Below are 24864 nucleotides of genomic sequence, written 5' to 3'. Positions count from 1 at the left end.
CTGATCTCTGCTAGTGAGCATGAGAACAAAATTGAGGACATCACATGAGCGAGCAATCCAAAATAGCAGCGAACCCTGTGCTGGCGGAATATGTCCGCGGCAATATGGTGGAAAACAAACACCGGGGTGCTTTTTGTGTTGTTGACCAAAACGGGCAAGTGATTGCCAGCGCAGGCGATGTCGATGCGCTGATCTATCCGCGTTCTGCAATTAAGTCGTTGCAAGCATTGGCGCTTTTTCAAAGCGGCGCTGTGGAGAAATTTCGGCTGAACGATCAGGATTTGGCGCTGTCCTGTGCCTCACACCAAGGTGAAGAATTTCACGTTGCAGGCGTAACAGAGTTTCTTACAAAAATCGGCATGACAGCCGCTGATCTGGAATGTGGCGCCCACGCGCCTTTTGGAAAAGCGGCCCGTAAGGCGCTGCGTATTTCGGGTCTGCAACCTTCAGCATTACATAATAATTGTTCGGGCAAGCACACCGGCATGCTGGCCGTGGCCAAAGCTTTGGGCGTCGATCCGAAGCGCTATATTGAACGTGAACACCCTGTGCAGGTTTTGGTGCGCGAATGCGTTGAGCGGGTATTGGCTGTACCACTAACGCCTGATCATTGTGGCCGGGATGGCTGTTCAATTCCAACTTGGGGTGCGCCGCTGAATAGTTTTGCACACGCATTTGCAAAACTATCGTCCGGCTCCAACGCGCTGCCAGCAATCTATGCGACTGCTGGTGATCGATTGTTCAAAGCGGCGGCCAGCAACGCAGAATTGGTTTCTGGCACAGGTGGTTTTGATACGGACGCGATGAATATTTTTGCTGGCGATCTGATGCTCAAAATTGGTGCGGCTGGCGTATTTTGTGGCGCATTGCGGGGGCGCAACTGGGGCTTTGCGCTTAAGTGTGACGACGGCAATATGGAAGCAGCTCATGCAATTGTTGCTGGGTTGCTCAGCGCCATTGGTGGCAATTCTGACCAAATTGAAACAGTGCTGAAAACCCAAACCAAGCAAGTGTCGAAAAACTGGCGTGGTTTTGAAGTGGGCCACATGCAATCAGCCGCTGAAATTGCCAGTTATTTCTAGGGAACTCAATTTGTTGGGCTAATTCCCTGAAACGCTGATCATCGGATATTTGTCCGCTGCTTTTTGCAGGTTCATTTCTATAATGTCGTCCCATCGACCGCCAACAATTGCGGCGAGGCGAGGGCTATCAATTTGGTTGTCTTTGACTTGTGCGGCACCAATGCCATCGGCAAGCGACACGTAAATCCCATAATCCACTTCCCGGATCAAATTGTCCGTGATGCTGATATTTCGCATATAGGGCCCCCATCCAGCCGCAATTCCGGTGCCTGGCACATTTTCGATGACGTTGCCATCAACAACAATGTCAGCCTCAACACCAATGCCAACGGGAATGGTGTCCGGGTTATTGGGGCTGGTTTTCCAAATGTTGCGCACGATATTGTTGGCGCAAACCGCCAAGTGGCCACCATCGTTCCAATTGGTGATTGAAATGCCTTGCGCGGCACCGTCGACGATGTTTTGAGCGACGATCGATCCAGAAAAATCAAACTCTGAGAATATCGCCACTTCAGACAAATTGCGGCAATTGTTGCCAATAATTTGACAATTTACGCTGCCATTTGCGCGAATGGCAGAAAACGCACAATCGGTAATAACATTGTTCGAAACGATCACATCTGCTGCCCGGAACACGTTGATGCCGTTGCCGTTTTGGCCGTTGCCACCGCTCCGCCAGTCGATGTTTTTGATGCGGTTTCCCATAACGATGCTGCCGTCATGGCTATTGTCGTTGCGCCAAACCAAAATGCCGTTATTGCCGCATCCATCGATTGAATTGTTGGTTATGCTGACATCTGTTGCATCGGTCGATGCAATGGCGGCGTTTGCAATATTCTTGAAACTGTTCTTCTCCACCGTTCCAGCACAACCATAAAGCGATAGCCCGGTGGAGGCTGACCGTTCAAACGCGCATCCATTGATGTTGATGGCGTTGCAATTGACCATATCCACCAAACCAAATCCTTCAGAAGAACTGGCGCTGCCGGTGCCAATAAAGGTCAGGTTTTCGATGCTGACATTCTGAACGCCTTGGCCGGAAAGAATCGGTCCATCTTTGATGGCCACCAAGTTTGTTTGGCCCCGCATGCCAACAATGAGCGTATTGGGCGGTAAAGAAATGTTGCCAACTAGATAATCGCCAGCGGGCAGAAAAAGCGGTTGCTGCAACGCGCTGGCACGAAACAAAAGGTCTAAAAGTTGAGCACTAACGTCGCTGCCAGTATTGCCTATCAGTCCATTTGCTGCCCCATCTAGCGCACCAAATTGCGCCATGGCGCTTGTGTTGCCAAACGCAACTGCGCCTGCAATGCCCATTGACTGAATTAGTCTGCGGCGCGAAATCATGCGTATGCTCTCCATCATCGCCAAATATTGAACATCAAAAAGCGGTTTGCGCAATCAAAGCTTTGAGTTGGCGTTAATGGGGTGCATCATAGTTTGCGCAAACGCACCGCGGTTCCAGAACAGGTGACCATCAACATCGCACCGCGCGAGCCAACCGTTTCATAATCTAAATCAATGCCCACAACGGCATCGGCGCCCATCATATGCGCTCGGTCGGTCATTTCTTCCAACGCAGCTTTGCGTGATTTAGACAGGGTTTCTTCATAGGCACCAGATCTGCCCCCGATATAGTCTGTCACTGTTGCCATGATATCGCGGATAATGTTTGCACCCAAAATGGTCTCGCCCATCACAAGCCCGAGATATTCCGTGATTTCGAAACCCTCAAGCGTGTCTGTTGTTGTTGTTAGCATGTCGCCCCCTGATAGATATTGGATAGACAGCAGATAAGATCAAATTGTTGGTTTTCCAAGCCTTGCGCCAACATTGTCTGTTAAAAACACTGCTTTGCAGCCACAAGTTGTGCATAATCTATTGAGATTGGTCTATTGAGCGTCTTATATAGCGGCCAGACAAATACAAAGGGCACCGATGGAACGGTTTGTTGACGGTACGGTTTATTTGGGGACCAGCACCAAGGGCGAATATCTCAATCTCAAGCTAGCGAACCGACATGGGCTGATCACCGGTGCAACGGGCACCGGCAAAACGGTGAGCTTGCAAATTATGGCCGAAGGCTTTTCCCGGGCCGGGGTTCCTGTCTTTTGTGCCGACGTAAAAGGCGATTTGTCTGGCATTGCCATGCCAGGCGAAACAAAAAACTTTTTAGAAGAACGCGCGACCGACATCGGCTTTGGCGATTATACCTATCAGAGTTTCCCGACTATTTTTTGGGACTTGTTTGGCGAGCAGGGGCACCCCATTCGCGCAACCATTTCAGATATGGGGCCATTGCTACTGGCGCGCTTGCTGGATTTATCGGACGTGCAGGAAGGGGTGTTAAACATTGCCTTTGCACTGGCTGATGATGAGGGCCTGTTGCTGCTAGACCTTAAAGATCTGCGCGCTTTGCTTGTCGAAATTGATGAACGTTCCGACGAAATTTCCAAAACATATGGCCGCGTCTCTCGTGCTTCAATTGGCGCAATTCAGCGTTCGCTGCTGGTTTTGCAGCAACAAGGCGCAGAAAATTTCTTTGGTGAGCGGGCACTCGATATTAAGGACTTGATGCGGATTGACAAAGATGGGCGCGGCTTTGTTTCAGTTCTCGCCGCTGACCAATTGATGCAGTCACCGCGCCTTTATGCAACGTTTTTGCTGTGGCTGTTGTCGGAACTGTTTGAGGAATTGCCTGAAGTTGGCAACCCGGACAAACCCCATTTGGTGTTCTTTTTTGATGAAGCGCACTTGCTGTTCGATGATGCGCCCAAAGCACTGCTCGACAAAGTGGAGCAGGTGGTAAAACTCGTGCGTTCCAAAGGCGTTGGGGTTTATTTTGTGACCCAGAACCCGCTGGATATTCCTGATCCGGTTTTGGCGCAACTTGGCAACCGCGTGCAGCATGCTTTGCGCGCTTATACGCCGCGGGAACAAAAAGCTGTTCGCACCGCCGCCAGCACGTTCCGGCCAAACCCAGCGTTTGACACACAAGACGTGATCACCCAGTTGGGCGTCGGCGAAGCGCTGGTTTCAACACTAGAGAAAAAGGGTGTGCCATCAATTGTTGGCCGCACCATGATGCGCCCGCCATCGTCGCGCTTAGGTCCGATAACGGTCAAAGAACGCAAGGCGATTTTGCGTGTTAGTCCAATGGCTGACCTGTACGATCAAACCATTGATCGAGAATCGGCATATGAAATTCTTGCTGATAAGGCCAAGCAACGTCAGCGTGAAGAAGAATTACAGCGTGAGCGCGAAGAACGCGAACGCGAGGAATATGGGCGAATGGGTCGGTCACGCACGGGATATGAAGACCGATATCGCGATGATCGCCCAACCAAACGTTCACAATCAAAAAAGCGGCGCTCAACACGTCAAACGTCAACACAAGCAGCTTTCAATAGTTTTGCGCGCACGGTGGCCCGACAGTTGGGCAATCAATTGGTGCGCGGCATTCTTGGTAGCCTCAAACGTGGTCGGTAGATAAATTGCTCAAAAAACGATCAAAAACCAAAATGGCAATGCTGGAGTCAATCGACAGCCCAGCTGGCTTTCTCGCGCCGCTGGGCCGGGCTACTCAGCAAATTCATGTTGAAGAAGCCCACAGTTGCGGCGAGTTTTTGGCATCGAAGTCGGCGCAGATTATTTGTTCGGAACCCAGTGGTGAAGTCGGCATCGCGCTTTTGACGGGGTCGTTGTCCACCGGCGGGCAAGTAAAGATTTATACTGACCAAACTCACAAAGGCATTGGGCGACCAGAAGGCGCGCAAATTGTTGAAGCTGGCGCGGACGCAACCAAGAGGATTCTTTCAGAAATCGGGCATTTCTGGGTTATGCCACCAGCATTTGCGGACCTTGAACGCTATTTGAAAGTTTGGGTTTCTTCAGGATACAGACCGTTGGTATGCCTTTCGCCGCGCGATGAGTTTTTGCTGTTGCGCGGCTTCGTGCAGGAAATTGTTGCAGTTGGCTGCCCAAAAGCGGCTGAAAGACTGGTGTTTGCGCGAACACCTGAAGATGGTTGGGACAAACTGGCTGAATTGCTCAGCTAGGCAGCACTGAACCGTGCTGTTAGACCAGCTCAGGACGTAACGTGGGCTGCTTGTGGCCAAACAATTGCACCACGTTGCTGGGTAAATCTTGTGCGGTTTCAATCGTTTCGATATAGGCGTCAACGCGTTTGGCCAACGAATTTTGACGCGCAGGTATTCGTTTGAATTTCACCGGCAACGCTAGCCGCGCAAGGGCCCGCTCACGGACATAGGCTGGTGATGCGGGTTTCACAATTACTTCGTCAATGCCAGTGATGCCGATCTCGCGCTGCATATCGCGATCAATATTGCGGGTGAGGGCGATGATCTGCATATTCTCGGTGTGCATGGCGGGGTTTGATTTCAAAGACGACACCAGCTGTGGGCAACTCATATCGTCGAGTTGATAGTCGCACAAAAGCAAATGGATTGGCGCAATGCGCAGATAGACCTGCAATGCTTTGTGGGTCTCAAATATGCGTACCCGCACGTTTGCGCAATCGCCCAACATCATGCCCCAGATTGAACTGAGCGCGATATTTTGTGCAACGATACCAACTACTTTTAATGACTGCACGCAACACACCTTTGGTTAACAAAACATTAACATTGCGGTGTGGTCGTGAGAAGAAAAGAAATGACTATCCCCAACTTCTCTAAAAGTTTGGGTTTTGACTTGGATTTGGTTGGGGTTGACGATGGAGTGCACAAAGGCTGACTATTCACCATACCGGTCACGTATGTGGGTTCACTTTCTCCTGCATTTTACTTGATTTTTAACCTTACACACTTATGTGGAATTCCACACTTATGAAACTTATGATATAGATGAATGCTCAAGAACTAAAAAAGAAACTCAAGAAAGCGGGTTGCACGTTTGAAACGCATTACGGTGGCAGTGGTCATTTGACCGTGCGACGTGGCGATAAAACGAGCCAATTGCCGATGCATGGGAGCCGGAAGGAACTCGGCACCGGGCTCGTCAATAAAATATATAAAGACCTTGAGTTAAAGGGATAAATTCATGTGGTATGAACTCAAATTGGATGTAGATGGTGACACTTGGCTTGTCACAGCACCAGCTTTTCCAGAAGTCACGACATTTGGAGAAACCAACGAGGAGGCGCTTCGATACGGACTTAGTGCCATTTTGGAAGCAATTGCTGCGCGCATTGCAGCTAGCGTAGATGTTCCCGCCCCGATTGATGAAGATGGCTTAAAATTTGCTGTCCAAATTCCATCTGCGGTATTTTTAAAAGCGGCGCTCTATATGACCTTGCGCGTAAGAGGTTTGACCAGAGCGGACCTACAACGCTTGATGGGCGAGAAAAACCGAACATCTGTAGACCGTCTGTTTAACATCGAACACAAGTCAAAACTTGAATCAATGGATGCGGCCTTCCGTGCATTGGGCATTCCCTTATTTAGTGATGTCCCATTCCCTGTCGCTGCCTAATTGCTATTCGCCCTGGCTTCGTGTCGGGGCTCTGCCTTGCTGAATGCGCCGGATTGAACTGAAATTGTTATCGGGCATAACCCTTGCAAATCACGGCCCAAAGCCCCCACGGGTCACAAAAAAGCCCGCTCAACCTAAGGCGGAGCGGGCTTTAAAATTCAGTAGATAGTCGTGATTAGCTGGCTGCGTTGAACAACTCAGCCACATATTCCCAATTGATCATTGAATCAAAGAACGCTTCGAGATATTTCGGGCGCGCATTGCGGTAGTCGATGTAATAGGAATGCTCCCAAACATCACAACCCAAAAGCGGTGTTTGCCCGTGGATCAATGGGTTTTCGCCATTTGGCGTTTTGGTGACTTCAAGCTTGCCATTGTTCAAGACAAGCCATGCCCAACCAGAACCGAATTGTGTCGCGCCAGCGGTCAGAAATGCTTCGCGGAATTCAGCAACTGAACCAAGGTCTGAATTGATTTTGGCTTCCAACTCACCCGGAATTGGGCCGCCGCCATCTGCTTTCATCCAGTTCCAAAAGTGCAGATGGTTGTAGTGCTGCGCGGCATTGTTAAACAAGCCTGCATTTTTGCCATGGCTTTGACGCACAATATCTTCAAGCGATTTGCCTTCAAGGCCGGAACCTTCAAGCAATTTACTGCCGTTGGTCACATAGGCTTGGTGATGTTTGTCGTGGTGAAACTCAAGTGTTTCAGCCGACATATATGGAGCCAATGCATCATATGCATATGGCAGATCTGGAAGTTTAAAAGACATAGGTGCCCCCGTTTTTTTGCTTGTTAGCGAATTCGCCGCAATTCTATAGCATTTATAAGGCTAGTGAACCGCGACAACAATACTTCGATAAGAAAATACTTTTTAAATCCGAGCTATTTTGTAGTTTCCAATGCGAAAACATAGGCCATTGCAACCTCTTTAATCCGCTCAAAGCGTCCCGACATACCGCCATGGCCAGCGCCCATATGCGTTTTAAGGATCAGCGGGTTGCTGTCGGTTTTGGTCACGCGCAATTTGGCCACCCATTTTGCAGGCTCCCAATATGTCACACGCGGGTCAGTTAGGCCCGCCATCACAAACATTGAAGGATAGTTCTGCGGCACCACATTGTCGTAAGGCGAATAGGCAGCGATGCGCTCATAATCCTCTTTGGATTCAATGGGGTTGCCCCATTCCGGCCATTCAGGCGGGGTCAGGGGAAGGGTGTCATCAAGCATTGTGTTGAGCACATCAACGAACGGCACCAAGGCGATGATGCTACCAAATAGCTCAGGCGCTTTATTCGCCATTGCGCCCATCAACATGCCACCAGCTGACCCGCCCATCGCCGCAATTTTGCCTTTCGATGTGTAGCCTTTTTCGATCAGCATGTTCGCCGAGGCAACAAAATCGTCAAACGTGTTGGTTTTGTGCTCGCGCTTGCCATTGGTGTACCAGGAATAGCCCTTTTCCATGCCGCCGCGAATGTGCGCAATGGCATAAACCATGCCCCGGTCAACAAGCGAAAGGTTGTTTTCAGAAAACCCAGCGGGCATCGACATGCCATACGATCCATATCCATAAAGCAACAGCGGCGCGCTGCCATCCAGCTTCAAATCCGCGCGATGTAGGATCGTAACGGGAACCTGCTCGCCATCATGTGAAGTGGCGAACAAACGCCGCGTGACGTAGTTTTTTGGATCGTGACCAGACGGAATTTCTTGGGTTTTGCGTAAGGTGCGCGCTTTGGTTTTTAAGTCATAGTCAAAAACTTGCGACGGGGTTGTGGGCGACGAATAATAGTAGCGCAATTCGCTGCTTTCATACTCATATCCGCCCGCAACCGATAGGGTATAAGCTTCTTCGTCAAAGCTAATGGCTTCTTCGGTGCCGTTTGCTAAATCGCGTACAATAATGCGCGGCAAGCCTTCGAATTGCTCTTTGCGCACCAAATATCCCTTTTTCAGGAAATAACCTTGCATCAAAATACCAGGCCGATGCGGAATAAGATCTGTCCAGTTGTCCGCACTCGGTGAGGCGAGGGGAGCGGTAACCATTTTGAAATCGATCGCACCATCTGCGTTGGTCACGATATACAATGTCTCGCCATCATCTTCGACACCATATTCGCGGCCTTCGACCCGCGCTGAAATCAGAACGGGATCGCTGTTTGCATTATGCGCATCGATATAGCGGATTTCGCTGGTTTCATGATCATTGGCATCAATCAAGATCAGATTGCCGGAACTGGTTTTGTGCAACCCTAAGAAAAATCCGGCGTCCTTTTCCTCATAAACCAGACGATCTTTGGCCGCGTCGGTGCCTAGCGTGTGCTGAAACACTTTGTGGGGGCGATGGTTTTCATCTTGAATGATGTAGAAAAAGCTCTGGCTGTCAGCCGCCCAAACAGTGCCACCAGACGTGTTGATGATTTGGTCGCTCAGCTCTTTGCCGGTCTCAAGGTCGCGCACAAAAACGGTGAAATATTCGCTTCCTTTGCGATCACACGACCATGCAAGAAGCTTGTGATCAGGCGAGTGGGATGCGCCGCCAGAACGGAAATATCCATCGCCAGCTTCCACATTGTTGTCGATCAAAACAACTTCATTGCCACCATCGCGGTCGGTTCGGCAAACCTGGCTATATTGCTTGCCTTCCAACGTGCGGCTGAAATAGGCGTAAGCCCCGTGCTTGAATGGCACAGACGTGTCGTCTTCTTTAATACGACCCCGAATCTCGTTGTAGATTGTGTCCTTGAGCTTTTCATGATCGCCCATGAAGCCTTCAAAATGGGCGTTCTCAGCGTCCAAATATGTGCGGATGTCTTCGCGCAACACCGAAGGGTCGTGCATCACTTTTTGCCAATTTTCATCACGCAGCCAATGATAAACGTCATTGCGCTTGTGGCCGTGATGTTCGCTAAAATGCGGGCGAGTTTCTGCAATTGGCGGAGTGGATGTGCCCATTAGATATCTTCCTTTTCATCTGGCGCGATGCACGCATATTGCGTTGTCGCCAAATTCTGGTTTTTACGCTTTTCCGCTCGATCACTATCGAGCTTGGCAACTACATAGGAATTGTGATCTTTGATTTGAAGGATTCGTTGCAAAACGACACACTAACTAATGTTCGCCAGATGGCAACCATTTGACCTAAGGTATCAAAATTGACCGATGTCAAGGCAACCCAAAAGTTAAGCATACGCGCTGCCATACCAGAGGATGAGGCAGGTATTGCCCGAGTTTGTCTCAAAACAGCAGATCACGGCGCAGATGCAAGCGAACTCTCTTCGCGCCCCGATCTGCTGGGCCTTATTTGGGCGACGCCATATTTTGTTCATGCACCCGCCAATTGCTTTGTTGTTGAAAACAGGGCGGAAATTGTCGGGTACATTATGACAACGCCAGATACCCGCGAGTTTGAACGCTGGCAAAGCAAGCATTGGTGGCCGGAGGTCGAGCGCCGGTTGGCGGGTTTCTGCCCGAAAACGGCGCGTGATCAGGATGCATTAGACACGATCAGGGCGTTACACCATCAAACGCCTGAATATATTGCCAGATACCCGGCGCATCTGCACATCAACCTGATGCCAGAAGTTCAAGGTACAGGATTTGGCCGCAAACTCATGGATACGGCATGCGAAAAACTCAGACTAGATGGCGTGAGCGGTATCCATTTGGGCGTTTCATTTAAAAATACAAATGCCATCGGATTTTACAAAGCCACCGGGTTTGTGGAAATCGCGCGCACCGGCGCGCTGATTATGGGCAAGCTGCTATAGATTTGCTCGCATCTACCAACTTTCCCCTATTGTGCACTGTTTTTCATGCAAAAAAGGCAGTTTCCCTTGTCCATCATATGACTAACGGGTCAAATATCGGCTAGGTGTGGGATGATTCGGTGAAACGCTGCAGTTGCGGCTGTTTTCCGGGCACCGAAGACGAGATCAAGAGGTACAAATGATACCAACTCAATCGCAGAGTTTCTCCATGTTGCTTGTTGCGATCGCGCCGTTCTTAACAGCGTTTGTTGCACCAACAATTAAGCGCTTTTTGCCCGACCATGCCGGTTGGGTTTTGGCACTCATTCCCGCGAGCATTTTTGTTTACTTATTGAGTTTTGTTGAGCTCATTGCGGGCGGCGAGAAGCTGCAGTTTGCATTGCCTTGGATTCCCATCCTTGGCATTGAATTGAGCTTTTATCTGGATGGGCTCAGTCTTGTATTTGGCCTATTAATATCCGGAATTGGCGCATTTATTGTGATCTATTCTGGTGGTTATTTGCAGGGTCATCCCCATCTTGGGCGGTTCTATGCGTTCATATTAATGTTTATGGGGTCCATGCTTGGCCTGGTCTTGGCTGATAATATCATCACACTGTTTGTATTCTGGGAACTCACATCGATCACGTCGTTCTTGTTGATCGGCTTCGACCATTCACGGCAGGCTTCACGACGGGCCGCTATTCAAGCGCTGGTGGTCACCGGTGGTGGTGGACTGCTGTTGCTCGCCGGTTTGTTGCTGCTTGCGTTCACAGTGGGCACCTTAAATGTCAGTGAAATGCTGGGTTCAGCCGAGCTGGTTAGTGGATCGATCACATATTTGCCGATATTTATCTTCGTTTTATTGGGCGCTGCAACAAAATCCGCGCAAGTACCGTTCCACTTCTGGTTGCCCAATGCCATGGAGGCCCCAACGCCCGTTTCCGCCTACTTACATTCCGCAACAATGGTAAAAGCGGGCATTTATTTGTTGGCGCGTATGAACCCAATTTTGGGTGGCACGGTAGAATGGCAAGTCACATTGCCGATTTTGGGTGGCATTACATTGCTAACCGGGGCGTTTCTTGCGTTGCGCCAAACCGATATGAAGCAAATGTTGGCGTACACCACCATGGCGTCGCTTGGCCTGCTTGTCATGCTGATCGGAAGTGGCGCAGAAGAAGGCATTTTGGCCGCCATGCTGTTCTTGGTTGCGCATTCTTTTTACAAGGGTGGCCTGTTCATGGTCGTCGGGTCTATTGACCATGGAACGGGCACGCGTGACATCACCGAGGTGTCCGGCATTTGGACATCTTTGCCAGTTACATTTTTTGGTGCGGCGCTTGCTGCCATTTCAATGGCGGGCCTGCCGATCGCTTTGGGGTTTTTCGCTAAAGAAGAAATGTATATCATCGCAAAAGGCATGGAGTGGCAGCACTGGTTGTTCACCCTCGTTGCGCTTTTAGGTAATGCTTTGATGATGGCGTCAGGTGCCGCGATTGCCATCAAACCGTTCCTAGGACCGCGATTGACGACACCAAAATCCCCACATGAAGCCCCGTTTTCAATGCTTGCCGGTCCAACCGTTTTGGCCATCCTTGGCATCGCGACCGGTTTGTTCATATACGAATTTGGCGGTTGGTTTTTCTCTCCATCGGCGAGCGCAATATATAATCATGAAGTGGCCAATTATTTGGGGCTTCGTTTCGACCCCATTCCGATTAGCTTGTCTGTTGCAACCTGGATATTGGGGGGGCTGTTCTTTTGGAAATTGGATGCTTTGCGCGATATTTTGCACCGGATTGGTCGGGTTTGGACATGGGGGCCGGATCAGGGATTTGACCAGTTGATGTTTGGTTTGGTGCGATTTTCCGATTGGATAACCCGGCTGTTTCACCATGGCCGCTTGGAGCTTTATCTATTCTTGATATTCGTTGCGCTCGCAGCGGCACTGTTTATCCCGATGATTTTGACGGGCAGCTTGCCACCTGTACCAGACGTGTTACCGCAATTGCGGTTCCAGGAATGGGGGGTCTTGCTGATCGCAGTTTTGGGGCTGTTTGCTGTTGTGCTTGGAAAAACCAGACTGGTTGCAATCGTTTCGCTGGGAATTCAAGGGTTTGCCGTTGCGCTGATCTTCTTGTTGTTCGGTGCGCCAGACCTTGGGTTTACCCAGTTTATGGTGGAAACCCTGTCGGTCGTTATTTTGGCGTTGGTCATGACAAAATTACACCTTGATCAGCGCGACAATAGGGTTTTTGAAGAGATTGTTCGAGACGGTGGCTTGGCTTTGATATGTGGCATTGGCCTGACGACGGTGCTGCTTGCTGTTATGCAGACCGACTTGGATACAACGCTCACGAAGTTCTTCATCGACACGAGTGTGCCAATTGCACATGGCCGCAACATTGTGAATGTGATTTTGGTTGATTATCGGGCGCTCGACACATTGGGTGAGATCTCGGTGGTGATGACGGCGGGTATTGCGATATTGGCGCTTATCCGCATTCGGACAGGCGGACCAAAACGCGGGATTGGGGTTATCAAAAAACCGGCCAATCGACGCGCCAGCAACGCAGGCACGAAAGCGAGGGGTGCATCATGAACACGATTATTTTCCGCACAGTCGCACCATTTCTCGCAGCGTTGATGATTATGTTTTCGATTTTCGTGCTGCTGCGCGGTCACAACGAACCCGGTGGCGGTTTTATTGGTGGATTGATCGCAGCGTCGGCAATCGCGATTTACGGCATATCATCAGGGGTGACTGAAGTGCGCAAAGCGCTGGTATTTCACCCGATAACTTTTGCCGGTTTTGGGGTGTTCATCGCGGCGTTAAGCGGCTTCATGTCTTTGTTTGTTGAGGTGCCATTCCTCAAAGGCTTGTGGTTGTTCATCGATCTGAGTGATGGCACAGAATTCTCACTTTCCACACCCATGCTGTTTGACATTGGGGTTTATTTTGTCGTGTTGGGGGCAATCTCAACGATTGCGTTGGCACTCGAAGAAGATGAGGATGGCAAATAATGGAAACAGCATTGGCAATACTGATCGGCCTGTTTTTCACCGTTGCGATCTATCTTTTGTTGTCCCGCTCCCTCATTCGGATGTTGTTGGGGGTTGCGATTTTGGGCAACGCGGTGAATTTGCTGATTTTCACCGTTGGACGCGTGACGCGCGAGGTGCCGCCAATTGTGCCTGAGGGCGAGTATAAGCCGCTGGAGGCTATTGCAAATCCGCTGCCACAGGCCTTAATCCTGACAGCCATTGTGATTGGCTTCTCCCTTTTTGCGTTTTTGCTGGTTTTGACATACCGCGCTTATCAAGAACTAAACGCAGACAATACTGACACTATGCGTGTGGCCGAGCCTGAAGACAGCCCTCGACCACCTTTGAGCTACTAATGAAGAGGTCAAGAGCAAATGGCGACACATAAAGACCTCCCACCGGCAATGCTGGACGTCGCAACTTCTGTTGCCGATTGGGTCATCGTTTGGCCTGTCGCCTTGCCCATGGTTGGCGCTGCAATTCTGTTGATGATGCGCAACCGAACCGAATGGCAAGCGCCATTTTCGTTTGCAATTTTGATCGCAACATTGTTGGCAAATTTCAGTCTTATTCAAACGGTTTATGCAAAAGGCCCGTTGACCATGACAATGGGCAATTGGCTACCACCGTTTGGCATCAGTTTTACGGCTGACAGCTTGAGTGCACTTTTTGCCCTAGTTGCCACTGTGGTTATGCTGGTTGTGTTGTTTTTTGTGCAAAGTGAAGTCGAAGCGAGAGAAACCAAATACGGCTATCATCCGCTAATGCTGATTTTGCTTACGGGCGTATCTGGTGCGTTCCTGACGGGTGATATCTTCAACCTCTACGTCTGGTTTGAAGTTATGTTGATCGCCACGTTCGGCCTGATGGTCATTGGCGGGCGAAAAATTCAACTCGATGCGGCCATAAAATATGGTTTTATCAATTTCTTGGCGACGACGTTTTTCTTGATCGGTATTGCCTATCTTTATGGGCTTGTTGGCACGCTCAACATGGCTGACATAATGGTCAAAGCGCCATATGTTGAAAACGGCGCAATCGCTTCGGTGGCCGCTTTGTTCTTCCTTGCATTTGCGATAAAAGCCGCCGCTTTCCCGGTGAACAATTGGCTGCCCGCATCATACCATGCGCCTGATCCCGCTGTATCGGCGCTGTTCGCTGGCTTGCTGACCAAAGTTGGTGTCTACGCCATGCTGCGGGTGCACTTGATGTTGATCCCCCAATCCCACGGTCAATTGCAGATCCTGTTTATGGTGGTTGCCGTTTTGACTTTGGTGTTGGCCCCGCTCGGGGCTTTGGCACAAACCAATGTGCGACGTGCATTGGGCTTTTTTGTGATGGGCGGCATTGGCGCAATGATCGCAGGGCTGGCCTTTGGAACCACACTTGGCGTCGCGGGTGCTAGCCTTTATGCGGTGCATTCGATGTTAACAATGACGGCGCTTTACCTGACTGTTGGGCTGATTGAACGCATGGGCGGTACATCTGATATTCGTCAGCTTGGCGGCCTTTATCGCGCCAGTTCGCCCCTTTCAATTTTGTTCCTTGTGCTTGTTTTTGCAGCGGCGGGTTTGCCGCCATTTTTGGGATTTTGGCCAAAACTGACCCTGTTGCAGGCAGGTATCGGGTTGACGTTGCAAGAAAATGCCCTTGCCCCCTATCATTGGTGGGTTGTGGGCGCGTTGCTGCTAAACTCGATTTTGACCTCAATTGCCGGCTCAAGACTTTGGGCGCACATTTTTTGGCGTAACGGACGTGAAGGGCGACAATCTGAAACGCCAAACGAGCGGATAAGACCTTTAGATAAACGTGGTATTCGTTGGGGCTTGTTGCCAACAGCGGCGCTGGTCGCCATAATTGTTCTGATCGGTCTTTGGCCCTCACTTTACATCGAAGCAGGTGTGCGATCGGCCAGCGACGTGACCAGTTTTGCACCCAATTATGTTACTTCAGTACTTGGGGAGAATGCTCAATGACCTTTCTGGCAATAACCATGCTTTTGGCGTTTACCTGGGCGGCAATCACCGGCAATTTCAGCTTGGGAAACCTGTTGCTTGGCGGTGGCATTGGCATTGTGTCGCTTTGGGTAATCCGTTTGCAAATTGCTCGGCCAAAATTCTTAACTAGGGTGCCAAAAATTATTGCCCTTGCAGCGCTCTTTTTTTACGAGCTTGTGCTCAGTGCGGTGAAAGTAATGGCCTTGGTCCTATCGCCAAACATGAAAAAGTCGCTCCAGCCAGCAATAATTGCTTTTCCATTGCGGGTGAAATCTGACTTGGAAATTACACTGCTTGCAAATCTCATTACGCTGACACCGGGCACGCTGAGTGTCGACGTTTCCCAAGATCGATCGGTGCTTTACGTGCACGCCATTTCGGCTCCGGATAAGCGCGGATTGATCAAAGATATTTCAACGGGGTTTGAGGCAAAGATTATTGAGGTTTTTGAAGCATGACCGGATCGGCTTTCTTAGAACTAGCGGTTGCGGTGTCATTTGTTCTGCTGACCATCGCACTATTGTTGGTGATTGTGCGGATTGTGCGCGGCCCAACGCTGCCTGACCGGGTGTTGGCGCTGGACATGATGGTATCAGTTGGTATCGGTTTTATTGCTGTTATAGCCATTAAAACTGGCTACATGCTCTATTTGGATATTGCAATATCGCTCGGACTGGTCGGCTTTTTGGCCACAGTTGCGTTTGCAAGATACATTTTGCAGCGCTGGCAAATGCGCGCCAGCCAAACAGACGGGGAGGGGAACAGATGATCGCTGACATCTTGGCATATGTGGCAGGTACTCTGCTTATCGTTGGTGCTTTTTTTAGTCTCGCCGCCGCTATTGGCATCCTCAGATTGCCTGATTTATATACGCGCATGCATGCGGCATCCAAAGCGGGTACACTTGGCTCAGGTCTTGCCTTCGTTGCAATAGCAGTAATTGCAATGGATGGTTCTGTCGCCCTTCGCGCATTGGCGGGGTTCGTTTTCTTTTTGCTTACCGCCCCCATATCGGCACATTTGCTGGCTAAAGCAGCATACGCAGCGGGATACAGGCCATCAGACATTATGCAAATAAATGACCTAGAAGACGAAAAGTAGTACGCAGACTAGCTGGAATTGATAGTTGGGAACTATTTGGTTTCAATTTCACCTTGATTGTTCTCAGCTTTCATTTTAGTACCGCACAAGAATAAGCAAAGACGTCTTATTGATATAAATATGTCGAACGATTGGTGTAAAACGTGGAACAACCTGACCTTAAGCAAAATGACAGTGGCAGTGAAGTAATTGAATTGTGTACTGACATTGTGAGTGCCTATGTTAGTAACAATGCGATCAGTCAGGCTGATCTTCCCAAGCTGATCATTGACGTGCACAATGCTTTACATTCATTGACTGCAAAAGATGTTCAGCCTGTTCCTGAAGCGCGCAAGCCTGCGGTATCCGTCAAAAAATCTATTACACCAGATTATATAATCTGTTTGGAAGATGGTAAGAAGTTCAAATCGTTGAAACGTCACTTGCGTACGCATTACGACCTTTCACCTGAAGATTATCGCGATAAGTGGAATTTGCCAGCTGATTATCCGATGGTTGCACCCAACTATGCGGCAGCGCGCTCTCGGTTGGCCCGGGAAATGGGATTGGGGCGCAAACCTGGTAAATAGCCGACGAGAGTCTGTAGGAAAACAATCTGAATTGGAGCCGCTCGCGGCTCTTTTTTGTACTACCCTAGGTTGTGTCTAACGCCAATTACAGAAAATTTGCCATATTTTATAGAATTTTACTCAAAATCGATGGGATAGATTTATCCCCGCCTCATTGCAAATGCGTTATAGGAATATATACCTATTATGAAAGCGTTTATGATGATGTATATTTTAAATTCAAAACTGCCGAAAATTCCAGCATATGGGCCGTCGAGTTTCCAGGTGCGCCACACTACAGCTTCCAATGTTGAAATTGGTGTTGCCGTCGGCCTGGTCGCTGCTATTCAAGGCGTTTCCCCCGACGACATTTTAACGCCATCGCGTAACCAAGCACGTATCGCTTTGGCCCGACAATTGGCCATGTATATGACCCACGTCGCATTGGGCTGCTCGCTGACAACAACCGGGCGGCTGTTCAAACGTCACCGCACAACAGTTTCGCATGCCTGTGGTCGGATTGAGGATATGCGAGACGACAAAAAATTTGATCAAGCCCTGAATACATTGGAGGCGGTTTTGCATTTTGCTGCCGTAGATCAGTCAAATATTGTAGATCGGTCGGTGCAATGAAGGAAATCCGTCGTCAATATAGATTTGTGTCCATGCTGATGGGCCGTCCGTCTCAAACTGTATCGGCAAACAATGTCATTCTGTCTGACCGGGGCAAAAATTGTTCATTGTCATTTGAATCGGTAAAGCAGTTGATCTCTTGTGGGGTGTTGCACGAAGTAAGCCAATTATTGTGTGTAACCACTGAGGCGCGCTCATGGTTGAAACGGCAGCGACTGGAACTCCTAAAGCGGGAGGGGGGCGTTGATCGATCTTTGGTAAACCAACCCGTCAAGAGTGAGAACGATACGATTGTTCGGCTTTCTCGCACTTCAAAGGGGGAGAAGAATGCTTTTTTGGCCTCTCATCACGTCCTTGTGGCAAATCGGGTTTCCGCTTTGATTGAAAAAAGTCAGTTGCGGCCAAGCGTCACTCAAAACTTTTCAGTTCTTTGCCAATCAGGACAGTCATCGGCCAGCCAAGCCAATGATTTGTCTGATATGGCAATTGATTGTCGCAAACATCTGGAACAGTTGGTGGCGCAGTTGCCCAAAGATTGCGCCGCAGTTGTTGTTGATATATGCGGTTTTAACAAGGGGTTACAACAAATCGAATTTGAGCGCCAATGGCCCAGACGCAGTGCAAAACTTGTATTGCGGATGGGGTTGGACCATGCAGCGGAATATTGGAAAATTGGTGCATATGCGCAAGGACGTTAACGAGCGTGAGGGCGACTGCGGCCCTCACTAGGGTCTGGACACAATTGAGTTCAGACCCTAATCCTGTCAGCCACGGCTAAAGCCGGGCGCGGGCTTCCGCATAAACGCGTTCAATCATCGAGCGTAGACCATTGGCCCGCTGGGATGTGAGATGCTCACTTAGACCAAGCCCTTCAAGGATGGTTTGTGCGGGCGTGTCCAACACCGCTTGCGGCTTTTTGTTTGAAAACAGCGCAATAACAATTGCCACCAAGCCTTTGACAATCATTGCGTCACTATCGCCGCGAAATACCAATGACCTGTCTTCGAGCTGATCGACCACCAGCCAGACTTGAGAAACGCAACCCTCAACTTTATTGATTTTGATTTTTTCGGCATCGGGCAAATCTTGTAACCCGTTGCCAAGATCTATGACAAATTTGTAGCGATCTTCCCAATCGTCAAGAAAGTCCAAGCTTTCTTTAATGTCCTCAAAATTCATAACTGTCTCCGGCGCAACGTTTGCATCCTTCTAATACATGCCAGATCATTTCTCCACGCAAAAAAGAGCCGCAACACCTGGGAGATGTTGCCGGCTCAGGTTTTAGACCGCATTTGGAGTAGCATCGGGGAAGTGATGCGGTCTTTTGTCGTTCAGTTAAACCGTGTGGGGCGCGGCGGCGGTATAGGCGCCACTTCTGCCGAAATTGTTTTGTTCATCAGCTGACCATTCAAACTGGTCGACAATGAAGTAACCAAAGCAGCTGTCTTGATGCCTTCACAAGTGATGTCAGAACAGTCCAGGCTGAGTGCCTGCTCAATAGCGATCGTTGTCCCGCGTTTGATGGCCTCATCTGCTAACGCAGAAGCACTGGACTGGTCAAACGCGAACGGTTTGATCACCATGAACCCAATACCCAACCAAAATACACACCGTAATAGAAACACAGTTCTCGACCACAATTTTTTCGTTGAGCTGACCCTAGCGGCAAACTGTGAAATCAGCGTGGCAAAATTCGATAAATATTTATCTATCGGCAAAAACGCTTTGAAAAGCATTTGTTTACCACAGCCAGAGAAACCGCGCGCAAAGGCGAACCGATTGAGCGTCATTTAAGGCTGTCTTAGTTTCTTACATGAGAAATTGGCGCGAACAGTAAACCCGCAACGAGTGACAAATTGTAATGCGTAATCCTTTGGCGGCACTTCTATCGAACGCCGACACATCAAATTCTGACAGGTCGGGTGAAAATCTTGGCAACATCCGTGCACGGTCGCTGAATGTAAGCGCCCGGGCTAGCGTGGTCATCGCCCTTTTCGGTCTGCCTCTAGCTGCGGTTTTGTTTTATCTTGGCGCAATCGTGCCAGGTGCACTGTTCTTACTTCTTGCAATTTGGTTTGGCTCAACAGGTCTTGCCGCCAAATTCTTACCGATTGAATCATGTGTGCACTTGCACGCCGCAGGACTTAGTGTTGTGGGCGCAGTTTGCGCGTTGTTTGATCCCAGCTCATCCATTGCGGGTATTTCGATTGTCATTCTGGCAGTGGTATCGGCGCAGTTCTTTGGGCGTCGCTCAACAGTTGTGGCAGCGATATTTTATGGCATCACCTCGCTTGCACTGCAGTTTTTGTTTTATTCTTCCGCGTTGTACATCGAGCTCGACCTATCGAGCAAAGTTGCAACCGGCTTAACCACCATCGCGTTCGCCATGGGGTTTTCATTATTTGTCGCAACATTGGTCGAATCACGACGCGTGTTCGCAGCAAACGATCAGCAACAAGTTCGCGCCTTTCGCAATTTGGTCGAAAGCGTACGCGATGCAGTGGCGCGCTACTCGGCGGACGGCAAATTGACTTATTTGTCGCATACATCTGAAACCCTATTTGGCTGCAAACGGTATGAATTGTCGGGCACGGGTTTGCTGGATCGCGTGCATGTTTTGGATCGACCGAATTACCTTAAAACCATCGGCGATGTGAGCCATTTTGGGCTGCCAAAATCAATTGATGTTCGCATCCGATGTGAACGGCCGGATAGGTCGGTGTTTGTGTGGGTCGAAGTTGCATTTTCAGCGGTACATGATCGACTAAACGATGCGGGACGCACAGAAGTCATCGCCATCATGCGTGATATTTCTACGCGCAAACAGCAAGAAGTTGACCTGAAAGACGCCAAGAAACTTGCGGAATCCGCAAGTGAGGCAAAATCGCGTTTTCTGGCGACGATTGGGCATGAACTGCGCACGCCGCTTAATGCTGTTGTGGGTTTCTCAGATATGATGATCAACAATATTGGCGGTGAACTATCGCCCGATCATTTGGAATACGCCGAATTGATCAGGCAGTCTGGTCACCACTTGCTTGATACAGTGTCTATGCTGTTGGACATGTCAAAGCTTGAAGCCGGGAAGTTCGAAATATCAGCAGAGCAATTCGCTCCTGAAATGCTTGTGGAGCCATGCTTTGCAATTGTTAAGAACGCGGCAGACAAAAAGAATATCGAGTTGGTGGCAGAAATTGGTAAGCACCTGCCGATGTTGAAAGCAGACGAGCGCGCTTGTCGTCAAGTGCTCATCAATCTGCTGTCCAATGCCATCAAGTTCAGTCCGGACAATGCCAAAGTGATCTTGCAAATTCGCATGCGCGGCACTCAGATCTGTTTGGCTGTGATCGATAAAGGCGTAGGCATTGCTCCACAAGATGTAGAGCGCCTTGGCGAGCCATTCTTTCAAGCCCAAAACGGCTTGAACCGTCAATATGAAGGCACAGGCTTGGGCCTATCGATTGTGCGTGGGCTCACCGAACTGCATGACGGCGATGTCGTGATCAAGTCAAAGTTGGGCGAAGGGACGCAGTTCTCGATCAACTTGCCAATTGACGGTCCAACTTCACCGCAAGACGTTGCGGTTTTAGAAGAGTTGAGTGACAGGCGCTTTGTCGAAGAAGAGCGCAAGCAGCAAATTGCGCTGCGCGCGCAAACCAGATAATTCGGGGAATAAATGAGATGGCAAACTACATGCGTGCTGACCAACGACCGGAGATTAAAATGCCGGAAATGAGATTTGGATTCTTGTTGCCCGCTTGGAAGTTGATGGCAAAATCACCGGGGAACACGGTTTTCGCATTTGCAATGTGTGCCTCTATTACATGGGCTGCAACAAACGCGCTTTACTTTCAAAAAAATGGTCATCCAGCACCTTTGTTCAACAATCTATCCGTGGCAAGCGAGCAGAACGTTGTTCCCATCGAGTTTGTGCCGCCACAACGCTCAACCAACACCGCAAAACAAATTAGCCAGCCCATACCACCAGCAATGCCGTCAAATTCATTTGGTCCTGTCACGGGCAATCCAAGTGCCTTTTTTGTTCAGTCAAAACTCTCTGAACTGGGCTATTTCAAGGAAAAAGTTGATGGATATTATGGCCCCAAAACCGCCGCTGCCATCCGCGAGTTTGAAGTTAAAAATGGACTAACGGCAACAGGCGCCATCAGCAATGGTTTAGTTGAGGCGCTCAGTATCGGACGTGTGGCTGTTCCTGTTCCTGTTTCCACCCCCAATGCAGACCCTCATTCTGAAGTGGACCCGTTGCTCAACATTGCACAAAGGGCGGTTGCTGACACAGCCATAGAGCCGCCGGAAATCGTAGCAAGTGAGTTGGTGGCGCAAATTCAAGCTGGGTTGAATTCGTTGGGCTATGACGTTGGTAAAATTGATGGCATCCAGGGTGAAGCAACATCAACAGCCATCCGCAAGTTTGAGACATTTTACAACTATGATCAAACAGGTGAAATCACTCATGAGCTTTTGGACATGTTAAAAGCCGCAAACGCGAAGTTTTAACGCGTGCCCCGCCTTCGATCTGAACTGTGGGTTGCCGCATTGGTGCGGCGGCTTAACAGCGCTGGAGATTTTTGTGTCGTTTCAAGACGGGGTGATCGTGATGCTGGGCAAATCTGGATTGAAATTGATCACCTGGACGGCACATGTACATTACTTGCACCCGCACCTTCAAATCCTGAAGCAACGGGCAGGGAATTCGTCTGTCGAGTTGCAGCGAGCCCCCCCGCAGACATACAACAGCGTTTAGCGCTGGAAGTAGACTATGATCCGGACTTTTGGGTTGTCTCTATCGAAACAAGAAAACCCGATCTTGGCCTCAATATTGTTGAGTTCTGACCCTGGGGTGTGAACTCAATTCAGTCCAGACCCTAGGACGTGCGATTAGCGCGCAGATTTTGCACGGCCCGCATGGCGCGTTCCACCGCATCTGTGGCACTATCTGCAGCTTTTTCCAATTCGGGCGTGCGTCGGCTATATGGCGCAACAGTTTGGTGCGAAATTGGTTCAGAAGATGCTTCTTTTGCAAGGGCTGTGATTTCGGCATCGCCACGCCAGACCGACATCGCGAATACCATCGCCTCAGGTTCAATGAGCTTGAAAAGCCTTGTATATTGCGCGAGCGCCCCCGAGCTGTTGCGATCATGCGCTGTGGCGTGAATGAGCACTTTGAGCCCATCATATTCGTTGCAGCCAAAAGCGCGCAACACCACAAACAAAGCGGCTCCACTTACATCATGTGCAATGTCGCCGCACCTGACTTCGTCAAGCCCCGTAATCTGTGTCAAAAGCCGTGTCACTTCTGGGCGTCGATTTTTTGAAAGCAACTTCATCATCGCTTGGGTGAATTCTGCGGTCGCAACCGAAATATGCTCATAAGTTCGGTGCATTTTTGTACGCGGAATTCTGCGGCCTTGGAAGGATTTGAGAACTTCCAAGCGGTCATCTTCTTTCAGATCAAAGAAGGCGGGCAGCAAATATGCCTTGTCAAAATCTTCGCGATCCGCCAGCGAATGCGCAACAACCTGATCCATTGCCGCAGCCTTGCTGATTGCACGTAAATAAGGCCCCGAGAAATGTATCGAACGGTTTTGCGAAAGCGAGCGATAAACTTTGCGACTATTGACTGGGAAGATCTTGCTGACGAGTTTTCGCGTTAGATTTTTTCGTTTCGCAACAAGTGCAACTTTGTCGATGTCACCGCCCTCAACAATGTTCAGCAAAAGTTCTTCAGACACGGAATCATTGTTTTCAAGGAAACTGGCCAATTCGTCGCCAATGTGCTCGATCACCAACTTTTCAAGAATTGGCGACAGATAAGGAGAACGCGCCAATTTGGCTGCGGCCAGGGCGCGCGCCGATGGCGCTGCGGTGGGGAACAGGCGCTGCGCCAGTGCTTCAAACTGCATACGTTCGGTCGGCATCGGTTTTGGCCGACGTGAATATGCATCACACGCTGCAACAAGCAGCGTATTCGCCCGGTCAATGCCACCTGTCTCGATCAACAGTTGGAAAGTCTCATATGGTTGAAAGCCGATCATAACCGCCCAGAATCACGAAATTGGTTCAAAACAAATCAATAAACTCACTATTTCATCCAATTCGTTAGCAGACTGTTAACCTTGACGATTTCTTAATGGTTTTCTAACAGCAATTTCAATTGTGGATTGTTGCCAAAGTATCGCTTGTGAACAGATTAGTCGTTTAAACCCCAATTCGTGAGGTCTCCCATGGGGAAGATCGTGCAATATATCAAGAACAGTAGGCCACGCCGGGACAGGTCGAAAGATGTCAAAGTCGGCAATGTAGTGATTTTTCCTGGAGTGCGGTATGAGAGAACAAAAAGCGTGCAAAACCCCTTGCCCACAAAACACACAGGACAGGGTAAGCATCTCTGAGTTGATCAAGCTTTCCATGGTGTTTTTCACCGTGCTGGCTTTGAGCGCCTGTGCGCGGCCGGTGGGTGATTTTGGACGTGCGCAATCAGATGTTCTGTACGACGAAGTTCTGCCGCGCGTTGGGGCGCTGGCTGCCAGCGGACGACAAGAGCCTGTATCCTTATTCAACCTCACAAATGAAGAAAGCGATATGCGCAATCGGATTTGGCGGTTTTTGGTGGCCAACAGCGCGACAGACTGGATGTTTGATCAATCAGTTGAAATGCAGCGTACGCGCCTAAGTCGACCAGTTGATCTGAAATTTCGAACAGACCGATATTATCGCCAATTGCGCCTTAGCGATTTCGCCTCTTCGCGCGGACGGTACTTGCGGCTAACACAAGATGTAAGTGATGATGTTGATACCATACCCAGCACGTTCGCATCCATTTGTCGGGTGATGGAAATCGAGCGGCGACGTCAACTCGCGCTTGAAGGATTATATGCAAAAAACACCAGCGTAAAACAACAAGTTGTCGCCCGCGAATATGAAAACAAGAATTATATCACCTGGTTCGCGCGGGCTGTTGATTATCGATACAAGTCGTACGACATTGCGCTCAACCGCCTACTTGTTGAAACGCCGCACGAAGAAGCAAATACCGCAAATGAATTCCTCAATCGATTTGCTGTGCTTGTCGGGCGTGCAACAAATGGCGAGTTCTGTGACCCGTTTGCCGATGAAACTTACAATTACGACAAGAAATTGCCGCTTCTCAACTCGCGATACGCAAAGCAAATGGAGCCACCAGAGGCCG

The 24864-nt window shown here is 49.6% G+C and carries 28 protein-coding genes; 20 read left to right on the top strand and 8 right to left on the bottom strand.

Going from position 1 to position 24864, the window contains the following annotated elements; translation table 11 throughout:
• Positions 1–44: 44 nt before the first annotated feature.
• Positions 45–1082 (top strand): asparaginase, encoded by a 1038-nt coding sequence (locus tag ACJAZW_RS09080; RefSeq protein WP_415157270.1) that lies wholly within the window; start codon positions 45–47, stop codon positions 1080–1082.
• 18 nt (positions 1083–1100) lie between these two features.
• Here the strand turns inward: ACJAZW_RS09080 and ACJAZW_RS09075 are convergent, their stop codons facing one another.
• Complete coding sequence (locus ACJAZW_RS09075) at positions 1101–2429, bottom strand: TIGR03808 family TAT-translocated repetitive protein (protein ID WP_415157268.1); 1329 nt, start codon at positions 2427–2429, stop codon at positions 1101–1103.
• An 86-nt stretch (positions 2430–2515) separates the two neighbouring features.
• On the bottom strand, positions 2516–2842 hold the full coding sequence (locus ACJAZW_RS09070; protein WP_415157266.1) for a YbjQ family protein: 327 nt from the start codon (positions 2840–2842) through the stop codon (positions 2516–2518).
• Positions 2843–3020: 178 nt separating this feature from the next.
• Between ACJAZW_RS09070 and ACJAZW_RS09065 the strand changes: the two genes are divergently transcribed.
• Positions 3021–4571, top strand: coding sequence for a helicase HerA-like domain-containing protein (locus ACJAZW_RS09065; RefSeq protein ID WP_415157264.1), 1551 nt, complete (start codon positions 3021–3023; stop codon positions 4569–4571).
• 32 nt (positions 4572–4603) lie between these two features.
• Entirely contained in the window at positions 4604–5140 is a 537-nt protein-coding gene (locus tag ACJAZW_RS09060; protein ID WP_415157262.1) for a hypothetical protein, read from the top strand.
• A gap of 19 nt (positions 5141–5159) precedes the next feature.
• Here ACJAZW_RS09060 and ACJAZW_RS09055 read toward each other — a convergent pair whose 3' ends face one another.
• On the bottom strand, positions 5160–5696 hold the full coding sequence (locus ACJAZW_RS09055) for a response regulator (RefSeq protein ID WP_415157260.1): 537 nt from the start codon (positions 5694–5696) through the stop codon (positions 5160–5162).
• Positions 5697–5947: 251 nt separating this feature from the next.
• On the opposite strand from ACJAZW_RS09055, the gene ACJAZW_RS09050 reads away from it, so the two are divergent.
• Positions 5948–6139, top strand: coding sequence for a type II toxin-antitoxin system HicA family toxin (locus ACJAZW_RS09050; protein ID WP_415157258.1), 192 nt, complete (start codon positions 5948–5950; stop codon positions 6137–6139).
• Positions 6140–6143: 4 nt separating this feature from the next.
• Positions 6144–6575, top strand: coding sequence for a type II toxin-antitoxin system HicB family antitoxin (locus ACJAZW_RS09045; protein WP_415157256.1), 432 nt, complete (start codon positions 6144–6146; stop codon positions 6573–6575).
• 175 nt (positions 6576–6750) lie between these two features.
• Here ACJAZW_RS09045 and ACJAZW_RS09040 read toward each other — a convergent pair whose 3' ends face one another.
• Positions 6751–7347 carry a superoxide dismutase gene (locus tag ACJAZW_RS09040; RefSeq protein ID WP_415157254.1) on the bottom strand — a complete coding sequence of 199 codons (597 nt, stop codon included), beginning with the start codon at positions 7345–7347 and terminating at the stop codon, positions 6751–6753.
• A gap of 113 nt (positions 7348–7460) precedes the next feature.
• A complete protein-coding gene (locus ACJAZW_RS09035) occupies positions 7461–9533 on the bottom strand; it encodes a S9 family peptidase (protein ID WP_415157252.1) in 2073 nt (690 codons plus the stop codon).
• Positions 9534–9733: 200 nt separating this feature from the next.
• Between ACJAZW_RS09035 and ACJAZW_RS09030 the strand changes: the two genes are divergently transcribed.
• From ACJAZW_RS09030 to ACJAZW_RS08980, 11 genes are all read left to right on the top strand, one after another.
• The gene (locus ACJAZW_RS09030) at positions 9734–10348 is read left to right on the top strand and encodes a GNAT family N-acetyltransferase (RefSeq protein WP_415157251.1); all 615 of its coding nucleotides are present in this window, start codon (positions 9734–9736) and stop codon (positions 10346–10348) included.
• Between the two features lie 178 nt (positions 10349–10526).
• On the top strand, positions 10527–12932 hold the full coding sequence (locus tag ACJAZW_RS09025) for a putative monovalent cation/H+ antiporter subunit A (RefSeq protein WP_415157249.1): 2406 nt from the start codon (positions 10527–10529) through the stop codon (positions 12930–12932).
• Positions 12929–13354 carry a Na+/H+ antiporter subunit B gene (locus ACJAZW_RS09020; protein ID WP_415157247.1) on the top strand — a complete coding sequence of 142 codons (426 nt, stop codon included), beginning with the start codon at positions 12929–12931 and terminating at the stop codon, positions 13352–13354. Before ACJAZW_RS09025 ends, ACJAZW_RS09020 begins: the two co-directional genes overlap by 4 nt.
• On the top strand, positions 13354–13731 hold the full coding sequence (locus ACJAZW_RS09015) for a Na+/H+ antiporter subunit C (protein ID WP_415157245.1): 378 nt from the start codon (positions 13354–13356) through the stop codon (positions 13729–13731). The genes ACJAZW_RS09020 and ACJAZW_RS09015 overlap by 1 nt, the downstream gene beginning before the upstream one ends.
• 18 nt (positions 13732–13749) lie before the next feature.
• Entirely contained in the window at positions 13750–15351 is a 1602-nt protein-coding gene (locus tag ACJAZW_RS09010; protein WP_415157243.1) for a proton-conducting transporter membrane subunit, read from the top strand.
• Positions 15348–15830, top strand: coding sequence for a Na+/H+ antiporter subunit E (locus ACJAZW_RS09005; RefSeq protein WP_415157241.1), 483 nt, complete (start codon positions 15348–15350; stop codon positions 15828–15830). The genes ACJAZW_RS09010 and ACJAZW_RS09005 overlap by 4 nt, the downstream gene beginning before the upstream one ends.
• Positions 15827–16141 (top strand): cation:proton antiporter, encoded by a 315-nt coding sequence (locus ACJAZW_RS09000; protein WP_415157239.1) that lies wholly within the window; start codon positions 15827–15829, stop codon positions 16139–16141. Before ACJAZW_RS09005 ends, ACJAZW_RS09000 begins: the two co-directional genes overlap by 4 nt.
• A complete protein-coding gene (mnhG, locus tag ACJAZW_RS08995) occupies positions 16138–16473 on the top strand; it encodes a monovalent cation/H(+) antiporter subunit G (RefSeq protein ID WP_415157237.1) in 336 nt (111 codons plus the stop codon). Before ACJAZW_RS09000 ends, mnhG begins: the two co-directional genes overlap by 4 nt.
• Before the next feature lie 143 nt (positions 16474–16616).
• The gene (locus tag ACJAZW_RS08990) at positions 16617–17042 is read left to right on the top strand and encodes a MucR family transcriptional regulator (RefSeq protein ID WP_415157235.1); all 426 of its coding nucleotides are present in this window, start codon (positions 16617–16619) and stop codon (positions 17040–17042) included.
• Positions 17043–17240: 198 nt separating this feature from the next.
• Positions 17241–17654: a helix-turn-helix domain-containing protein gene (locus tag ACJAZW_RS08985; protein ID WP_415157233.1), complete on the top strand. Its 414-nt coding sequence runs from the start codon at positions 17241–17243 to the stop codon at positions 17652–17654.
• Positions 17651–18352, top strand: coding sequence for a DUF6456 domain-containing protein (locus tag ACJAZW_RS08980; protein WP_415157231.1), 702 nt, complete (start codon positions 17651–17653; stop codon positions 18350–18352). Before ACJAZW_RS08985 ends, ACJAZW_RS08980 begins: the two co-directional genes overlap by 4 nt.
• A 76-nt stretch (positions 18353–18428) precedes the next feature.
• Here the strand turns inward: ACJAZW_RS08980 and ACJAZW_RS08975 are convergent, their stop codons facing one another.
• On the bottom strand, positions 18429–18833 hold the full coding sequence (locus tag ACJAZW_RS08975; protein ID WP_415157229.1) for a SufE family protein: 405 nt from the start codon (positions 18831–18833) through the stop codon (positions 18429–18431).
• Between the two features lie 152 nt (positions 18834–18985).
• Positions 18986–19444: a hypothetical protein gene (locus ACJAZW_RS08970; protein ID WP_415157227.1), complete on the bottom strand. Its 459-nt coding sequence runs from the start codon at positions 19442–19444 to the stop codon at positions 18986–18988.
• Between the two features lie 71 nt (positions 19445–19515).
• Here ACJAZW_RS08970 and ACJAZW_RS08965 point away from each other — a divergent pair, with 71 nt between their 5' ends.
• Genes ACJAZW_RS08965 through ACJAZW_RS08955 form a run of 3 tightly spaced genes read left to right on the top strand, consistent with a single transcriptional unit; the run spans position 19516 to position 22508 of the window.
• Positions 19516–21318 carry an ATP-binding protein gene (locus ACJAZW_RS08965; RefSeq protein WP_415157225.1) on the top strand — a complete coding sequence of 601 codons (1803 nt, stop codon included), beginning with the start codon at positions 19516–19518 and terminating at the stop codon, positions 21316–21318.
• A 59-nt stretch (positions 21319–21377) separates the two neighbouring features.
• Entirely contained in the window at positions 21378–22172 is a 795-nt protein-coding gene (locus tag ACJAZW_RS08960) for a peptidoglycan-binding protein (protein WP_415157223.1), read from the top strand.
• Positions 22173–22175: 3 nt separating this feature from the next.
• Complete coding sequence (locus tag ACJAZW_RS08955; protein ID WP_415157221.1) at positions 22176–22508, top strand: DUF1491 family protein; 333 nt, start codon at positions 22176–22178, stop codon at positions 22506–22508.
• A gap of 32 nt (positions 22509–22540) precedes the next feature.
• Here ACJAZW_RS08955 and ACJAZW_RS08950 read toward each other — a convergent pair whose 3' ends face one another.
• Positions 22541–23710, bottom strand: a complete 1170-nt coding sequence (locus ACJAZW_RS08950; RefSeq protein ID WP_415157219.1) for a DUF2336 domain-containing protein — start codon at positions 23708–23710, stop codon at positions 22541–22543.
• Between the two features lie 289 nt (positions 23711–23999).
• Here ACJAZW_RS08950 and ACJAZW_RS08945 point away from each other — a divergent pair.
• Positions 24000–24864 (top strand): hypothetical protein (locus tag ACJAZW_RS08945; RefSeq protein ID WP_415157217.1); only part of this gene is annotated, 865 nt, incomplete at its 3' end.

The organism is Maritalea sp. (genome assembly GCF_047634455.1).
In the GTDB taxonomy this organism is placed as follows: Bacteria; Pseudomonadota; Alphaproteobacteria; order Rhizobiales; family Devosiaceae; genus Maritalea.
Note: the sequence above shows the minus strand (reverse complement) of the source record. Positions and strands in the feature narration are given on the sequence as shown.

Excerpts from the sequence above, each read along its gene's own strand:
- ACJAZW_RS09025 (WP_415157249.1), top strand. The coding sequence starts at position 10,527 with ATGATACCAACTCAATCGCAGAGTTTCTCCATGTTGCTTGTTGCGATC.
- ACJAZW_RS09045 (WP_415157256.1), top strand. The coding sequence starts at position 6,144 with ATGTGGTATGAACTCAAATTGGATGTAGATGGTGACACTTGGCTTGTC.
- ACJAZW_RS08980 (WP_415157231.1), top strand. The coding sequence starts at position 17,651 with ATGAAGGAAATCCGTCGTCAATATAGATTTGTGTCCATGCTGATGGGC.
- ACJAZW_RS09015 (WP_415157245.1), top strand. The coding sequence starts at position 13,354 with ATGGAAACAGCATTGGCAATACTGATCGGCCTGTTTTTCACCGTTGCG.
- mnhG (WP_415157237.1), top strand. The coding sequence starts at position 16,138 with ATGATCGCTGACATCTTGGCATATGTGGCAGGTACTCTGCTTATCGTT.
- ACJAZW_RS09040 (WP_415157254.1), bottom strand. The coding sequence starts at position 7,347 with ATGTCTTTTAAACTTCCAGATCTGCCATATGCATATGATGCATTGGCT.
- ACJAZW_RS09080 (WP_415157270.1), top strand. The coding sequence starts at position 45 with ATGAGCGAGCAATCCAAAATAGCAGCGAACCCTGTGCTGGCGGAATAT.
- ACJAZW_RS09050 (WP_415157258.1), top strand. The coding sequence starts at position 5,948 with ATGAATGCTCAAGAACTAAAAAAGAAACTCAAGAAAGCGGGTTGCACG.
- ACJAZW_RS09075 (WP_415157268.1), bottom strand. The coding sequence starts at position 2,429 with ATGATTTCGCGCCGCAGACTAATTCAGTCAATGGGCATTGCAGGCGCA.
- ACJAZW_RS08960 (WP_415157223.1), top strand. The coding sequence starts at position 21,378 with ATGCCGGAAATGAGATTTGGATTCTTGTTGCCCGCTTGGAAGTTGATG.
- ACJAZW_RS08970 (WP_415157227.1), bottom strand. The coding sequence starts at position 19,444 with ATGACGCTCAATCGGTTCGCCTTTGCGCGCGGTTTCTCTGGCTGTGGT.
- ACJAZW_RS09035 (WP_415157252.1), bottom strand. The coding sequence starts at position 9,533 with ATGGGCACATCCACTCCGCCAATTGCAGAAACTCGCCCGCATTTTAGC.
- ACJAZW_RS09010 (WP_415157243.1), top strand. The coding sequence starts at position 13,750 with ATGGCGACACATAAAGACCTCCCACCGGCAATGCTGGACGTCGCAACT.
- ACJAZW_RS08965 (WP_415157225.1), top strand. The coding sequence starts at position 19,516 with ATGCGTAATCCTTTGGCGGCACTTCTATCGAACGCCGACACATCAAAT.
- ACJAZW_RS08975 (WP_415157229.1), bottom strand. The coding sequence starts at position 18,833 with ATGAATTTTGAGGACATTAAAGAAAGCTTGGACTTTCTTGACGATTGG.
- ACJAZW_RS09070 (WP_415157266.1), bottom strand. The coding sequence starts at position 2,842 with ATGCTAACAACAACAACAGACACGCTTGAGGGTTTCGAAATCACGGAA.
- ACJAZW_RS09060 (WP_415157262.1), top strand. The coding sequence starts at position 4,604 with ATGGCAATGCTGGAGTCAATCGACAGCCCAGCTGGCTTTCTCGCGCCG.
- ACJAZW_RS09065 (WP_415157264.1), top strand. The coding sequence starts at position 3,021 with ATGGAACGGTTTGTTGACGGTACGGTTTATTTGGGGACCAGCACCAAG.
- ACJAZW_RS09020 (WP_415157247.1), top strand. The coding sequence starts at position 12,929 with ATGAACACGATTATTTTCCGCACAGTCGCACCATTTCTCGCAGCGTTG.
- ACJAZW_RS09000 (WP_415157239.1), top strand. The coding sequence starts at position 15,827 with ATGACCGGATCGGCTTTCTTAGAACTAGCGGTTGCGGTGTCATTTGTT.
- ACJAZW_RS09005 (WP_415157241.1), top strand. The coding sequence starts at position 15,348 with ATGACCTTTCTGGCAATAACCATGCTTTTGGCGTTTACCTGGGCGGCA.
- ACJAZW_RS08950 (WP_415157219.1), bottom strand. The coding sequence starts at position 23,710 with ATGATCGGCTTTCAACCATATGAGACTTTCCAACTGTTGATCGAGACA.
- ACJAZW_RS08985 (WP_415157233.1), top strand. The coding sequence starts at position 17,241 with ATGATGATGTATATTTTAAATTCAAAACTGCCGAAAATTCCAGCATAT.